Below are 14,132 nucleotides of genomic sequence, written 5' to 3'. Positions count from 1 at the left end.
ACGCCCGCCCCCGGCCGATCGGGGCCGGGGGCGGGCATCAGTCGGGGGCGGTCAGGCCCGGTGGGCGCCGCCGTCCGGGGCGGGGACGGAGGGCTGCGCCGGGGCGTGGGCGCGCTCGAGCTGGGCGCCCTCCACGTCCACGTCCGGCATGATCCGGTCGAGCCAGCGCGGCAGCCACCACGCCTTCTCGCCGAGCAGGTGCATCAGCGCCGGCATCAGGAGCAGGCGCACCACGAACGCGTCCAGCAGCACGCCGAAGGCCAGGCCGAAGCCCATCGGGCGGATCATCGCGTCGTGGGCGAAGATGAACCCGCCGAACACGGAGATCATGATGATCGCCGCGGCGATCACGACGGCCCGGCCCGAGCGCAGGCCGGTCAGCACGGCCTGGCGGGCGGGCAGGCCGTGGGCGTAGGCCTCGCGCATGCCGGAGGCGATGAACAGCTGGTAGTCCATGGCCAGGCCGAACAGCACGCCGATCATGATGGTCGGCAGGAAGCTGAGCACGGGGCCGGGGTTGTGGACCCCGAACACCGAGCCGAGCCAGCCCCACTGGTAGATGGCCACCACGCCGCCCATGGCGGCGAACATGGAGAGCACGAACCCGCCGGTGGCGATCAGCGGCACCAGGATCGAGCGGAACACCAGCACCATGATCAGCAGGGACAGGCCCACCACCACGCCCAGGTAGAGGGGCAGGGCGTCGGAGAGCTTCTCCGAGACGTCGATGAACCCGCTGGTCATGCCGGCCACGCCGAGGTTGGAGGCCTCGCCGGCCGGCTCGGTGGCGCGCAGGTCGCGCACCAGCTCCTCGGTGGAGACGGCGTTCGGGCCCTCCTCGGGCAGCACCTGGAACATGGTGACGGTGCGGTCCTCGTTGAAGCCCGCGGGCACCACGGCGTGCGCGTGCTCGAGGCCGGCGAGCTGCTCGCCCACCGCCAGGCGGGCGTCCTCGGCCGCGTCCTCGTCCAGGCCGGCGGGCAGGTCCACGGTCACCACGAGCGGGCCGTTGTAGCCCTCGCCGAACTTCTCGGCGGTGAGCTCGTACGCAACCTGCGAGTCGGAGCCCTCCGGCTCGGACCCGCCGTCCGGCAGGCCCAGGCGCATCGAGCCGACCGGCAGGGCCACGAGCACCAGCAGGGCGACGGCCGCCAGGGCCGAGGCGATCGCGGCCGGGGTGGACATGGTCGAGCGGCGCCCGGCGCGGCGCACGGCGGCGGAGCCCTCGGCGACGGAGGCGGGACCCTCGTCGGCGAGGCGGGCCCGCTCCTTCTTCGAGAGGATCCGCATCCCGGCCAGGGAGAGCAGGGCCGGGGTCAGGGTGACGGCCACCAGCACGGCCACGGCCACGCAGACCGCGCCCACGGTGCCCATCAGGCCCAGGAACGGGATGCCGGTGACGTTCAGGCCCACGAGGGCGACGATCACGGTGATGCCGGCAAACACCACGGCGTTGCCGGAGGTGCCGTTGGCCAGCGCGATCGACTCGTGCAGGCCCGTGCCGCGACGCAGCTCCTGGCGGTGCCGGTTGACGATGAACAGCGCGTAGTCGATGCCCACGGCCAGGCCCAGCATCACCCCGAGCACCGGGGTCACGGAGATCATCTCCACGGCGGAGGAGAACGCGAGCGCCCCGGCGGCGCCCACGCCCACGCCCACCAGCGCGTTGACCAGCGGCAGACCCGCGCCCACGAGGGTGCCGAGCATGACCACCAGCACGATCGCGGCGACCACGAGGCCCACGACCTCGCCCGGGCCGAGCAGGGAGGACACGGTGGCGTTGAGCTCCTGGGAGGGATGCACGGCGACGCCGTCGATGTCCGCGCCGGTGAGGGCGCCGGTGACCGCCTCCTTGTCCTCGGCGGTGACGTCCGGGGTCGGCGTGGTGAAGGTGACGATCCCGACGGCGGTGCTGCCGTCCTCGGACACGGTGCGGAAGTCCTCCGCGAGGGCCAGGGTGCGCTCGCCGCGCTCGGCCTCGACGCGGCCGTCGTCCAGCTCGGCGCGGCCGTCGGCGAGGTCGGCCTCGGCCTGGTCCAGGCGCTCCGCGCCGGCGGCCAGCTGGGCCCGGCCGTCCTCGAGCTCGGCGACGCCGCGCTCGTACTCGGCCCGGCCCTCGTCGATCTTCTGCTGCTGCGCGTCGAGCTCGGCCTCGGCCGCGTCCAGGGCCTGCTGCCGTCCCGCGGCCACCTGCTCGCGGCCGGCCTCGAGCTCGGCCTCGGACTCCTGCAGCTGCTGCCGGCCGGCGGCGAGTCGGGCGGCGCCGTCGTCGGCCTCCGCCTGGGCGGCCGCGAGCTGTTCGGCGCCCGCGTCGGCCTCGGCCTGGGCGGCCTCCAGCTGCGCGCGGGCGGCGTCGGCCTGGTCCTGACCGGCCGCCAGCTGTGCCTCGCCGGCGGCGAGCTGCGCCTCCTGGTCGGCGAACTGCGCGGCGACCTGCTCCGCCGGGATGCCGGCGGCCTCGGCCTCGGCCAGCGCGGCGTCCCGGGCCTGCTCGAGCTCGGCGCGGCCCGCGGCCAGCTGCTCGGCCTGGGCGTCGAGCTCGGCCTGCCCGGCCTCGAGCTCGGCCCACCGGGCGTCGAGCTCGGCCTGCGCGGCCTCGAGCTCCTGACGCTGTGCGTCGAGCTTGGCCTGGCCGGCCTCGAGGCGCTCCGCCTGCTCCTCGAGCTCGGCGCGGCCGGCGTCGAGCTGCTCCTGGCCTTCGGCCACCTGCTGCTCGGCCTCCCGGAGCGGGGCCAGGGCCTCGGCCGGCAGGGCGTCCAGGCCACGCTCCTCGAGGTCGGCGCGCGCGGCGTCGAGCTTCGCCTGCCCCTCCTCCAGCTGGGCGGCGGCCTCGGCCAGGCGCTGCTCGCCCGCGTCGGCCTCGGCCGTGCGACGCTCGAGCTCGGCCCGGCCGTCCTCGATCTCCTGGCGTCCGTCCGCGAGGCGCTGCTCGCCGTCGGCCAGCTCGGTGCGGCCCTCGTCCAGCCGGGTGCGGGCGTCGTCCTGCTGGGCCTGGGCCTCGAACGGGTCCACGACGCCCTCCACGGCCGGCTGCTCGGCGACGTCGTCCAGCAGGGCGGTGATCTGCTCGCGCTGGGCGTCGGTCAGGGGGGAGCCGTCCTCGGTGGTGAACACGACCTGGCCCCTGCCGCGGGAGGCTTCGGGGAACTCCTCCTTGAGACGGTCCGTGACCTGGGCGGTGGGGGTGCCGGGGATGGTGACGGTGGAGGAGAGCGTGCCGCCGAAGGCGAGGAACCCGCCGACGGCGAGGGCCAGGGCGAGCACCCAGGCGAGGATCACGAGGAGGGGGCGGCGGGCGGCGCCGAGGCCGAGACGGTAGAGCAGTGTCGCCATGGGAAGGGGAGGTCTCCTTGCGCTGGGGTGGGACGCGGCCGGACGCGGCGCGCCGCCTCCGATGCTACACCTAAGCGGAGCGAACCGCTCCGGTCCGGGCGGCGCCCCCGTCAGGCGGAGGGCAGGCGCAGGACCAGGTCCGCCGCGGCGCGCGGGGCGTGCCGGGCCAGGTAGTCCTCCTCCTGTGCGGCCCAGCGGTCCCAGTGCGGGGCGAAGGTCTCACCGTCCCGGGCCAGCGCCCGCGTGCGCCGCGCGGGGGTCTCGAGCTCGAGCCACACCGCCAGGTCGAGCAGCGGTCGGGCGGCGGTGCTGAGCGCACCCACGCCCTCGCACACCACGACGTCGGCCGGCGCGGTCCGCCGCGGCGGACCGGGGGCGGCGCGGTGCCAGTCCCACGTGGTCCAGGTCGCCGTGCCCCGCTCCCGCAGCGCGCGCACGACGGCCGGGTAGGGGCCGTCGTCGCCCACCGCGGCGGCCAGCCCGTCCCAGCCCTGGTACATGGACTCGATCTCGATCACCTCGACGCGCGCGAACGGCGCGATCCGGGCCGCGAGCGCGGCGGCGAGGACGGTCTTGCCCGACCCCGAGCGGCCGTCCAGGCCGATGAGCGCCGGTCGGGTCACGGGTCCTCCGGGGTGGGGTCCGTCAGCGCGGCGGTGGCCGCCTCGAGCACCCGCACCGCGGCCCGCAGCTCCGCGACGGAGAACCCCTCGAGGGCGGCGCTCAGCCGCTGGGACATCGGTTGGAACGCGCGCTGCCCGTCGCGGCGGGCCGTGTCCGTGTGCTCCACCAGCACGCGCCGCCGGTCGCCCTCGTCCCGGCGGCGGCGGACGTGGCCCGCGGCGGCCAGGCGGTCCACGAGGGCGGTGGCCGAGGCCCGGGTGAGGTGCAGGTGGGCGCCGAGGTCCGAGGCGGTGACGGGCTCACCGGCCGCCGCGCGGGCCATCAGGTACGCGAGGGCTCTGAGGTCCGTGCGATGCAGGCCGACGCCGCGGCCGGCCTCGTCGACGGCGTGCTCCGCGCTCTCGCTGAAGACGCGCAGCGCGTGGACCACGGCGAGATGCTCCGCGGGGGCGGAGGGGGGCTGCGTGGTCATGGCCGGGAGTCTAGCCAGCCCCCATGGTTGTTTGATCATCGAACCATCCCCTACGCTCGGGGGCATGCCCACCGCGCCCGACCTGTCCGCCTTCCGCACCCCCGCCGCGCCGGGGCGTCCCTCTCGGGGGCTGCGGCTGGGCCTGGCCGCGGCGCTCGCCGTGGTCTGGTTCGCCGTGCTCGGCCTGGGCGGCCCCGTGTTCGGCGCGATCGGCGACGTCTCCTCGAACGACCAGGCCACCTTCCTGCCGGCGTCGGCCGAGTCCACCCGCGCGGGGGAGGAGGCGGCGGCGTTCCAGGACGGTGAGGCCGTGCCCGCCGTCGTCGTGGGCCCGGCGAGCACCGCGGACCCCGCGGCCGCCTTCCCCGCGCTCGCGGACCTCGCGGGCCTGTTGGGCGAGGTGCCGGGCGTGGTCGACGTCGCCGGTCCGATCCCCTCCGAAGACGGTGCGGCGGTGCAGTTCCTGGCCTTCGTCGACTCCTCGGCCGGGGCTGAGCGACCCGTGGCCGACGTGGTGGCCGACCTGCGGGAGGTCGTGGCGGACCCGGCGGCCGCCGCCCCCGCCCTCGCCGGGACCGTGGCCGCGGACACCGAGTGGCACGTGGGCGGTCCGGCGGGCCTGGTCGCGGAGCTGGGCGGCGCGTTCGCGGGGATCGACGGGCTGCTGCTGCTCGTGGCGCTCGTGGTGGTGTTCGTGATCCTCGTGGCGGTCTACCGCTCCGTCCTGCTGCCGGTCCTCGTGCTCCTGACGGCCGTGGCCGCGCTCTGCGGCGCGATCGTGGCCGTCTACGGGATGGCCCTGGCGGGCTGGATCCAGCTCAACGGCCAGGCCCAGGGCATCCTCTCGATCCTCGTGATCGGCGCGGCCACGGACTACTGCCTCCTGCTCGTGGCCCGGCACCGCGAGGAGCTGCTGGTCCGCGCGGAGGTCGGGGAGGCGCTGCGGGCCGCCGTGCGCGGGTCCTTCGGCGCGATCACCGCGTCCGCCTCCACCGTGGCCCTCGCCCTGCTGATCCTGATGGCCTCGGACCTCAACTCGACGCGCTCCCTCGGCCCCGTGGCCGCCACGGGTGTGGCCTTCGCGTGGCTCGCCGCCCTGACCCTGCTGCCGGCGCTGCTGCGGCTGACCGGGCGTGCCGCCTTCTGGCCCACGATCCCGTCCCCCGAGCGCGCGCGCCGTCGCACGGAGCGCCGCGCCGCCCGGGGCCGGGCCTTCACCCCGCCGCGCGACGGCGCGGGCCGGCCCATCGCCGGCCTCGAGGAGGACCACGGGGTGTGGACGCGGGTGGGCACCGTTGTCGCGCGCCGGCCCCGCCCCGTCTGGGTCGCCACGACAGTCGGGCTCCTCGCCCTCTGCGGCGGCCTGCTGCAGCTGCGCGCGGACGGCGTCGCCCAGGAGGACGTGCTGCTCGGCGACTCCGACGCCCGGCAGGCCCAGGCCCTGCTGAGCGAGCACTTCGACGCCGGCGCGGGCGCTCCCGCCCAGATCCTCGCGCCGGCCGGGGACGCCGAGGCGGTGCTCGCCGCCGTCGCGGAGGACCCCGGCGTGGCCGAGGCGGAGGTCACCGCGGACGCCCCCGGGACCGCCGCGGTCCCGCCCCCGAGCGCGCTCGAGGCGGAGGGCGGGACGGGCGCCGCGTCCGCGCCGGAGCCGCAGCCTCGCGTGGTGGACGGCCGCGTGCTGGTCTCGGCCACCCTGGCGGACCCGGGCGAGTCCCTCGCCGCGCAGCAGACCGTGGCCCGCCTGCGCGACCGGCTCGCGGATCTCCCCACCTCGGGCGAGATCCTCGTGGGCGGCCCGGCGGCCCAGGCGTTGGACACGAACGTCACCACGCAGCGCGACCTGCGGGTCGTCATCCCGCTGATCCTCGCGATGCTGCTGGTCATCCTCGCGGTGCTGCTGCGCTCGCTCCTGGCGCCCGTGCTGCTCGTGGCGGCCACCGTGGTCAGCTTCGGTGCGGCCCTGGGCGTCTCGGCCCTCGTGTTCCGGCACGTGTTCGGCTTCGAGGACGCCGACCCCACCGTGCCGCTGTACGGCTTCGTCTTCCTCGTGGCGCTCGGGATCGACTACACGATCTTCCTGATGACCCGGGCGCGGGAGGAGACCCCGCGGCACGGCACGCGGGCGGGCGTGCTGCGCGCCCTCACCGTCACGGGCGGGGTCATCACCTCGGCCGGCGTCGTGCTGGCGGCCACCTTCGCCGCGCTCGCGGTGATCCCGCTGATGTTCATGGTGCAGTTGGCGTTCATCGTGGCCTTCGGCGTGCTGCTGGACACCCTGGTGGTGCGCACGCTGCTGATCCCGGCCCTCGTGTGGGACATCGGCCCGAAGGTCTGGTGGCCGGCCAAGGCCGCCTGACCTGGTCGGTCCCGGACCCTTCCCGACGACGGCCCGCACCTCCTCCGCCGAGGTGCGGGCCGTCGTCGTCCCGACACGGCGGGCGTGGGGCGTCGGTCAGTCGCCGAGGGTGAAGTCCACCATCAGCAGGTGGGACAGCGCCACGGAGTGACCGGAGTGGGAGTGGAAGGGCTTGCCCAGCGCGCGCAGGGCCTCCACTGTGCGGTCTGTGCGCGCCATGGCACGGCCCATGATGAAGCGACGCACCTCCGGGCGGGCGGCGGCCCGGTCGATGTCCTGCAGCCAGCGCTGGAAGCCGGCGGACAGGGGATCGTCCGGGTCGGCTGTCTCGACCGTGTCGTCGCCGTAGGCCGTGCCGGCGGCGAGCCGGTCCGAGGCGGGCAGGACGAGCAGGCTCTCGAGCTCCTGCGCGGTGGGTGCCTTGCGGGCGTTGTCGTAGTCCACGTCCTTGAGCCCGGGGGCGAGGGACTCCATGACGTCGAAGTAGAAGCGGCGGCGCACGTCCTGGGGGAGGGAGGTGAGGGCCCGGATCGCGTACTTCGAGTTGAGCGGCATGAACAGCGGGCGGGCCTTCGGGATGTGGCCGAAGTGGAAGCGGTTCCGGAACTCGAGGTAGTGTTGGATGCTCGGCACGACGCCCGGGGCGGTCTGCTTCAGTTGCTCCTGCGTGGTGGCCATCTCCTCCTGCCAGAGGGCGAAGTCGGCGGCGGGCATCTTCTCCTTGAACGGCTCCAGCAGGCGCAGCGGCTCGGCATGCCGGTAGTACTGCTTGATGGTGCCGCCACCGCCGCCGTGTGCATGCACCTCGAACGGGTTCTGGAACGTCGACGACATGTAGACCGGGGTGTACACGCCGAGGCTGTTCTCCCGCCAGTGGCGGTAGGCGCGGGACCCGGACACCAGGGTGCGGGTGGGCGGCTTGGGGCCGTTCACCGTCAGGCCGTGGGCCTCGGCGATCCCCTTTGCGACGGCCAGATCCTCCTTCTGGTTGACGCCCGAGTGCAGCCAGAACCGGTCCGAGTCCGTGCGGAACAGGCCGGACTCGAGGAGGAACGCGAACACCGTGCGGGAGTCCACGCCGCCGCTGAGGTCCGCGGTGAAGGTGACCCGCGGGTCCGCGAGCAGGGCGCGGGTGCGCCCGCGCCAGACGTCGAGGTACTCCTGGAGCGCCGCCTCGTACTCGAGCGGCTGGAGCTCGGGGGCGCGCTCGAGGGAGAGGACGCTGCCGCGGATCACCACGACGGTGCCGACCGGCAGGAGTCGGATCTCGTCGAACGGGGTCTGGAAGATGGACAGCTGCATGGTCAGCGTCTGGCGGAGGGCGAACGGACGGAGCCTGCCGAGCCGGGGCGTGAGCGTCATGCCCTCGGTGCGCAGGTGCTCCACCAGCCCGCTGTAGGAGGAGCCGAGCGCCCAATCGTCGCCGCTGCGGTAAAGGAAGAGACGGCCCAGACCGCTGGCGTCCGTGCCCACCTCGAAACGGCGGCCGAAGAGCCTGCCCGCCCGGCGTGCGACCACGTAGCAGCCGTCCTCGCCGGGGCCGACGGTGCGGCCGGTGCGCGCGCGATACGCAGTCATGCCCGCGGGCCCGTGCACGTAGTCCGTGCCGACGAAGGCGTATCCCTCGAACTGCTCTTTGGGTCGCATGCGACTCGAGAGGATGAGCACGTGTCACTCCTGGGTTGCGGGTCCGATTTCCAGAAGTCTAGTCAGCACCTGTGCGCCGGCACCGAGAGGGGCTCGGCAGGGCGCCCGCGAGATGCCTGAGAGGGGGATTCACGGAGGGTGTGACGAGGATCACCGACGGGCGGGAATGAAGCGCACGGGGGTGTGGTTGCACTGCACGACACCAGAACATGAGTCGAGGTGACTCAGGTTTCTTGACAGACCTTCCGCCCCGGTGGCAGGTTGAGTCCAGAACGCTCAAGGGCGGCCGGCACCGGTCGGCCGCGGTCACCTCGAGCAGCAGTCGACGAAAGGACACATGATGTCGCGAGCAGTGGGTATCGATCTTGGCACCACCAACTCCGTGGTTGCCGTCCTCGAGGGTGGCGACCCGGTCGTCATCGCGAACGCCGAGGGCGCCCGCACCACCCCGTCCGTCGTCGCGTTCTCCAAGGGCGGGGACGTCCTGGTCGGCGAGGTCGCTAAGCGCCAGGCCGTCAACAACCCGGAGCGCACCTTCGCGTCCATCAAGCGCCACATGGGCACCGACTGGACCACCGAGGTGGACGGCAAGAAGTACACCCCGCAGGAGATCTCGGCCCGCACGCTGATGAAGCTCAAGCACGACGCCGAGGAGTACCTGGGCGAGAAGGTCACCGACGCGGTGATCACCGTGCCCGCCTACTTCAACGACGCCGAGCGCCAGGCCACCAAGGAGGCCGGCGAGATCGCGGGCCTGAACGTCAAGCGCATCATCAACGAGCCCACCGCGGCCGCCCTGGCCTACGGCCTGGAGAAGGGCAAGGAGGACGAGCTCATCCTGGTCTTCGACCTGGGCGGCGGCACCTTCGACGTGTCCCTGCTCGAGGTCGCCAAGGACGAGGACGACTTCGCCACCATCCAGGTGCGCGCCACCGCAGGCGACAACCGCCTCGGCGGCGACGACTGGGACCAGCGGATCGTGGACTGGCTGCTCCAGCAGGCCAAGTCCAAGGGCGCGGACCTGTCCAAGGACAAGATCGCCCTGCAGCGCCTGAAGGAGGCCGCGGAGCAGGCCAAGAAGGAGCTCTCCTCGGCCACCTCCACCAACATCTCGCTGCAGTACCTGTCCGTGACCCCCGAGGGCCCGGTGCACCTGGACGAGCACCTCTCCCGCGCCAAGTTCCAGGACCTCACCAAGGACCTGCTCGAGCGCACCCGCAAGCCGTTCGAGGACGTCATCAAGGAGGCCGGCGTCAAGGTCTCCGACATCGACCACGTGGTCCTCGTCGGCGGCTCGACTCGCATGCCCGCCGTCTCCGACCTGGTGAAGGAGCTGACCGGCGGCAAGGAGCCCAACAAGAGCGTGAACCCGGACGAGGTCGTCGCCATCGGCGCCGCGGTGCAGGCCGGCGTGCTCGCCGGCGAGCGCAAGGACGTGCTCCTGATCGACGTGACCCCGCTGTCGCTGGGCATCGAGACCAAGGGCGGTGTGATGGCCAAGCTCATCGAGCGCAACACGGCCATCCCGACCAAGCGCTCCGAGACGTTCACCACGGCCGAGGACAACCAGCCCTCCGTGTCCATCCAGGTCTTCCAGGGCGAGCGCGAGTTCACCCGGGACAACAAGGCGCTGGGCACCTTCGAGCTGACCGGCATCGCCCCGGCCCCGCGCGGCATGCCCCAGATCGAGGTCACCTTCGACATCGACGCGAACGGCATCGTGCACGTCTCCGCGAAGGACAAGGGCACTGGCACCGAGCAGTCGATGACCATCACGGGCGGCTCCTCGCTGTCCAAGGAGGACATCGACCGCATGGTCAAGGACGCCGAGGCCCACGCGGACGAGGACAGGAAGCGCCGTGAGGCCGCCGACCGCCGCAACCAGGCGGAGCAGTCCGCGTACTCCGTGGACAAGCTCCTGCAGGACAACGCGGACAAGCTGCCCGAGGACGTCAAGACCGAGGTGCAGGCCGACGTCGACGCCCTGAAGGCCGCCCTGGAGAAGCAGGACAACGACGACGAGGTCGCCGCCGCGTTCGAGAAGCTCCAGGCCTCCCAGGTCAAGATCGGCGAAGCCCTCTACGCCCAGCAGGGCGCGGAGTCGGCCGACGCCGGCGCCGAGTCCGCCGCCCCGCAGGACGACGACGAGGACATCGTCGACGCCGAGGTGGTCGACGAGGACGACGAGAAGAAGGCCTGACACCCCGGTGCCGGGGCGGGCGTCCACGCCCGCCCCGCCCGGAGGCCCACGACGCCGGCGGGCCGGCCCGGCAGCGCCCCTGCCGGGCCGGCCCGCCGGCCTTCCCGCACCACCCCCCCGCGCGGCGGACCCGCCGCGCCCACCCGCTTCGAAAGGACACACCATGAGCGCCGACCAGCAGCGTCCGCACGGCTCCTCCGATGCCGAGCGCGGCTCCGAGGAGGAGCCCATCGTGTTCAACGACCGTCGCCGCATCGACCCCGAGACCGGTGAGCCCCGGGTCTCCGCCGAGAGCGCGGCCGAGCAGGCCGAGGACGGCGACGCCCTCGCCCAGGCCGAGCGCATCCTCGACGAGGCCGGCGCGCAGGCCGGGACCGAGGCGCCGCAGCCCGCGGCCTCGGACCGCGAGGCCGAGCTCGAGACCGACCTGCGCCGGCTGCAGGCCGAGTTCGTGAACTACAAGCGTCGCGTGGACCGCGACCGCGACCTGGCCAGGGACGCCGGTGTGGTCAAGGCCGTGACCGCGCTGCTGCCGGTGCTCGACGACATCGACGCCGCCCGCGCCGCCGGCGACCTGACGGACGGTCCGTTCGCCGCGATCGCGACCAAGCTCGACACCGCCCTGGCCGGCCTCGGCCTCGAGCGCCACGACCAGGAGGCGCTGGCCGGCGTCGAGTTCGACCCGGCCGTGCACGAGGCCGTGATGCGCCAGCCGCACGCAGAGGTGCCCGCGGACCACGTGGTCCAGGTCTTCCGCAACGGCTATCTCCGGGACGGCCGCGTGCTGCGCGCCGCCCAGGTGATGGTCTCCGCCGGAGACGAGTGACCCCGTCGGCCGGCGGCCCCCCCCGCCGCCGGCCGACCCCCCTGACCGATGCACACGAGAGGAGGCACCATGGCCTCGCAGGATTGGATGGACAAGGACTTCTACGCGACCCTGGGGGTGTCCAAGGACGCCTCCGACGCGGACGTGAAGAAGGCCTACCGCAAGCTCGCCCGCATGTACCACCCGGACCAGAACCCCGGGGACGAGGCGGCCGAGAAGAAGTTCAAGGAGATCTCGGAGGCGTACGCCGTCCTGAGCGACCCCCAGGAGCGGCAGGAATACGACGCGATCCGCGCGATGGGCGGCGGGGCCCGGTTCTCCGCCCCGGGCGGTGCCGGCGGCGGAGGCTTCGAGGACGTCTTCGGCGGCATGTTCGGCGGCGGGGGCGGCCCCCGCGCCACGCAGTCCGAGCCCGACCTGTCCGACCTGTTCAGCGGGATGTTCAGTGGCGCCGCCGGCCAGCCCGGCGGCTTCGGCCCCGGCGGCTTCGGCGACGCCGGCTACGCACGGCCGCGCCCCACGAAGGGCGCGGACCGCACCGCCACCACCACGATCTCCTTCCGCGGCTCGATTCAGGGCACCACGGTGTCCCTGCGCGGCCCGGACGGCGAGACGATCGAGGTGAAGATCCCGAAGGGCATCCGCGACGGCCAGAAGGTCCGTGCCCGCGGCAAGGGCTCGCCCGGCCCGGCCGGCCGCGGCGACCTGCTGGTCACCGTGCACGTGCGCGAGCACGAGTTCTTCCGCCGGGACGGGGACGACCTGCGGATCACCGTGCCGATCACCTTCCCCGAGGCCGCCCTCGGCGCCACGATCGAGGTGCCGACGCTGGAGCGCCCCGTGAAGGTGAAGGTGCCGGCGGGCTCCCAGTGTGGCCGCGTGCTGCGCCTGAAGGGCCGCGGTGTCGAGCGCGGGAAGACGACGGGTGACCTGCTCGTGGAGCTGCGCGTCACCGTGCCCACCACGCTCAACGACGACGCCCGCGCCGCCGTCGAGGCCCTGCAGTCCGCCACTGCCGGCGACGATCCGCGGCGGGAGCTGGCCCGGAAGGCAGCCTGGTGAGCGCCCGCGACGGCGCCGCCCGTGCGGACCGGGGCCGCGAGGGGGGTCCCGACCGGCACGCCCCGGTCTTCGTGATCTCCGTGGCCGCCGAGATGGCGGACATGCATCCGCAGACCCTGCGCCAGTACGACCGGCTCGGCCTCGTGGTCCCCGCCCGCCAGGACGGACGGCACCGCCGCTACTCCCTCGCCGACGTCGAGCGGCTGCAGACCGTGCAGACCCTGAGCCGTGAAGGCATCTCGCTGGAGGGCATCCGCCGCGTGATCGCGCTGCAGCGCGAGGTCGAGCAGCTGCAGGACACCGTGGTCGAGCTGGCTGCCCAGGTGGACCGCCTCCACCACGCCTCCCGCCTGGCCCGCGTCTTCACCGTGGGCTCCGGCGGCGACGTCTCGGCCCGCTACGCCGACCGGATGGCCGCCCGCCGTCACGCCGCGGCACGGGCCGGGGCGGACACCGCGGGCGAGGCCCGCCCGAGCGGCCTGCGGAGGCTGCCCTCCGGCGGCGCCCGCCTCCGACGGGTGCCCACGTGGCAGTCCGAGCAGGACTGAGCCGGGCGTCGTTCGGGGCGGCCGCGCGGTCCCGCGTGCAGGAGCGGCTGCGCGCCGACATGGCCCGGCGCGACGGCCTCGGCCGGCAGGCCCGCAGCGCCCTGGACGGGATCGTCCACGCCCTCAAGCCGGAGGGCATGGACCCGCACCTGCCCGCCCGGCATCTGCTGGACTACGTCCTCGACGGCCCGGACGGTCCGCGCGCGGTGGTCGCCGCGGGGGACCCCGCGACCGCCACGCATCTGACCTGGCTCGTCTCCGGCATGGGCATCCGCCCCCAGACGGCCATGTGGGGGACGGCCCGGGAGGCCGCCCACCTCGCCGCCGCCCAGCGCGCCGCCGGCGCACCCCGCCCCGTCGTCATCGCGTGGCTCGGCTACCCCGCGCCCACACCCTGGCGGGTGGTGCTCGACGGCCCCGGCCGGCGCGGCGGCGCGATGCTCGCCGCGGATGTCCGGGCCTGGTGGGAGTTCCTGCGCCACGGGCCGGGGGAGGACGACGACGCCGCCCCGGCCCTGCGCGCCCGCGGGACCGCCGTGCACGGGGCCGTGGAGGCCCACTCGTACGGCTCGCTCGTGGCCGCGCACGCCCTGCGCCTGCTCGCGGACCGGGGCCTGCAGCCCGACGACGCCGACGCCCCGTGGCCGGCCGAGCGTCCCGTCGAGGCCCTCGTGGTCTCGGGCGCGGTCGGCCTGCCCGCCGCCCTGGCAGCCCGGGCCGCGCACCTCGGCCTGCGGTCCGGGCGGACGTTCCGCGCCCTGGCCCCGGGCGATCTCCTCGCCCGGGTCGGCCGCGCGGTCGGCCGTCGTCGGGACTGGACGGACGCCGCCGTGCTGCCGGTGGCCCCGCGGCCCGGCCTGGCGGGGGCCGCCGTCCGCGGCCACCGCACGGCCCGCTGGTCGCCGACGGCCCCCGGGGACGCCCCGAGGGGCTACCGGGACGCCGGGTCCGTGACGCTCGCGGCGACCGCGCGGGTGACCGCCGGCCTGCCGGTGCCGCCCGTCCCGGACGGCGCCGACCCGGCCGGGCCGGTCGCCCCGGCCTGAGCGGCCCCGTCGGGC

10 protein-coding genes are annotated in these 14,132 nt (G+C 74.6%); 6 read left to right on the top strand and 4 right to left on the bottom strand.

The window, feature by feature from the left end:
- Positions 1–51 precede the first annotated feature (51 nt).
- The 3 genes from ACTSKS_RS06175 to ACTSKS_RS06165 all read right to left on the bottom strand — a co-directional run bounded on the left by ACTSKS_RS06175 (position 52) and on the right by ACTSKS_RS06165 (position 4,429).
- A complete protein-coding gene (locus ACTSKS_RS06175) occupies positions 52–3,333 on the bottom strand; it encodes an MMPL family transporter (RefSeq protein WP_134415852.1) in 3,282 nt (1,093 codons plus the stop codon).
- Positions 3,334–3,443: 110 nt separating this feature from the next.
- Positions 3,444–3,956 carry a para-aminobenzoate synthase component I gene (locus ACTSKS_RS06170; RefSeq protein ID WP_044658845.1) on the bottom strand — a complete coding sequence of 171 codons (513 nt, stop codon included), beginning with the start codon at positions 3,954–3,956 and terminating at the stop codon, positions 3,444–3,446.
- Positions 3,953–4,429, bottom strand: a complete 477-nt coding sequence (locus ACTSKS_RS06165) for a MarR family winged helix-turn-helix transcriptional regulator (RefSeq protein WP_044658846.1) — start codon at positions 4,427–4,429, stop codon at positions 3,953–3,955. Before ACTSKS_RS06165 ends, ACTSKS_RS06170 begins: the two co-directional genes overlap by 4 nt.
- A 64-nt stretch (positions 4,430–4,493) precedes the next feature.
- Here ACTSKS_RS06165 and ACTSKS_RS06160 point away from each other — a divergent pair, with 64 nt between their 5' ends.
- Entirely contained in the window at positions 4,494–6,788 is a 2,295-nt protein-coding gene (locus tag ACTSKS_RS06160; protein ID WP_061867625.1) for an MMPL family transporter, read from the top strand.
- Between the two features lie 96 nt (positions 6,789–6,884).
- Here ACTSKS_RS06160 and ACTSKS_RS06155 read toward each other — a convergent pair whose 3' ends face one another.
- Complete coding sequence (locus tag ACTSKS_RS06155) at positions 6,885–8,435, bottom strand: hypothetical protein (RefSeq protein WP_153236557.1); 1,551 nt, start codon at positions 8,433–8,435, stop codon at positions 6,885–6,887.
- A gap of 340 nt (positions 8,436–8,775) precedes the next feature.
- Between ACTSKS_RS06155 and dnaK the strand changes: the two genes are divergently transcribed.
- From dnaK to ACTSKS_RS06130, 5 genes are all read left to right on the top strand, one after another.
- A complete protein-coding gene (gene dnaK / locus ACTSKS_RS06150) occupies positions 8,776–10,635 on the top strand; it encodes a molecular chaperone DnaK (RefSeq protein WP_134415850.1) in 1,860 nt (619 codons plus the stop codon).
- Between the two features lie 163 nt (positions 10,636–10,798).
- Positions 10,799–11,461 (top strand): nucleotide exchange factor GrpE, encoded by a 663-nt coding sequence (locus tag ACTSKS_RS06145; RefSeq protein ID WP_010080231.1) that lies wholly within the window; start codon positions 10,799–10,801, stop codon positions 11,459–11,461.
- 69 nt (positions 11,462–11,530) lie between these two features.
- Positions 11,531–12,523, top strand: coding sequence for a DnaJ C-terminal domain-containing protein (locus ACTSKS_RS06140; RefSeq protein ID WP_078026125.1), 993 nt, complete (start codon positions 11,531–11,533; stop codon positions 12,521–12,523).
- Positions 12,520–13,071: a heat shock protein transcriptional repressor HspR gene (locus ACTSKS_RS06135; RefSeq protein ID WP_095694935.1), complete on the top strand. Its 552-nt coding sequence runs from the start codon at positions 12,520–12,522 to the stop codon at positions 13,069–13,071. Before ACTSKS_RS06140 ends, ACTSKS_RS06135 begins: the two co-directional genes overlap by 4 nt.
- The gene (locus ACTSKS_RS06130) at positions 13,050–14,117 is read left to right on the top strand and encodes an alpha/beta hydrolase (protein ID WP_235186512.1); all 1,068 of its coding nucleotides are present in this window, start codon (positions 13,050–13,052) and stop codon (positions 14,115–14,117) included. Before ACTSKS_RS06135 ends, ACTSKS_RS06130 begins: the two co-directional genes overlap by 22 nt.
- Positions 14,118–14,132: the final 15 nt, after the last annotated feature.

It is taken from the genome of Micrococcus sp. TCR-5 (genome assembly GCF_052220525.1).
Taxonomy (GTDB): Bacteria; Actinomycetota; Actinomycetes; order Actinomycetales; family Micrococcaceae; genus Micrococcus; species Micrococcus luteus.
The sequence above is the reverse complement of the archived record's forward strand: the minus strand, read 5'-3'. Positions and strand labels throughout refer to the sequence as shown.

Excerpts from the sequence above, each read along its gene's own strand:
- ACTSKS_RS06175 (WP_134415852.1), bottom strand. The coding sequence starts at position 3,333 with ATGGCGACACTGCTCTACCGTCTCGGCCTCGGCGCCGCCCGCCGCCCC.
- ACTSKS_RS06165 (WP_044658846.1), bottom strand. The coding sequence starts at position 4,429 with ATGACCACGCAGCCCCCCTCCGCCCCCGCGGAGCATCTCGCCGTGGTC.
- ACTSKS_RS06160 (WP_061867625.1), top strand. The coding sequence starts at position 4,494 with ATGCCCACCGCGCCCGACCTGTCCGCCTTCCGCACCCCCGCCGCGCCG.
- ACTSKS_RS06155 (WP_153236557.1), bottom strand. The coding sequence starts at position 8,435 with ATGCGACCCAAAGAGCAGTTCGAGGGATACGCCTTCGTCGGCACGGAC.
- dnaK (WP_134415850.1), top strand. The coding sequence starts at position 8,776 with ATGTCGCGAGCAGTGGGTATCGATCTTGGCACCACCAACTCCGTGGTT.
- ACTSKS_RS06145 (WP_010080231.1), top strand. The coding sequence starts at position 10,799 with ATGAGCGCCGACCAGCAGCGTCCGCACGGCTCCTCCGATGCCGAGCGC.
- ACTSKS_RS06140 (WP_078026125.1), top strand. The coding sequence starts at position 11,531 with ATGGCCTCGCAGGATTGGATGGACAAGGACTTCTACGCGACCCTGGGG.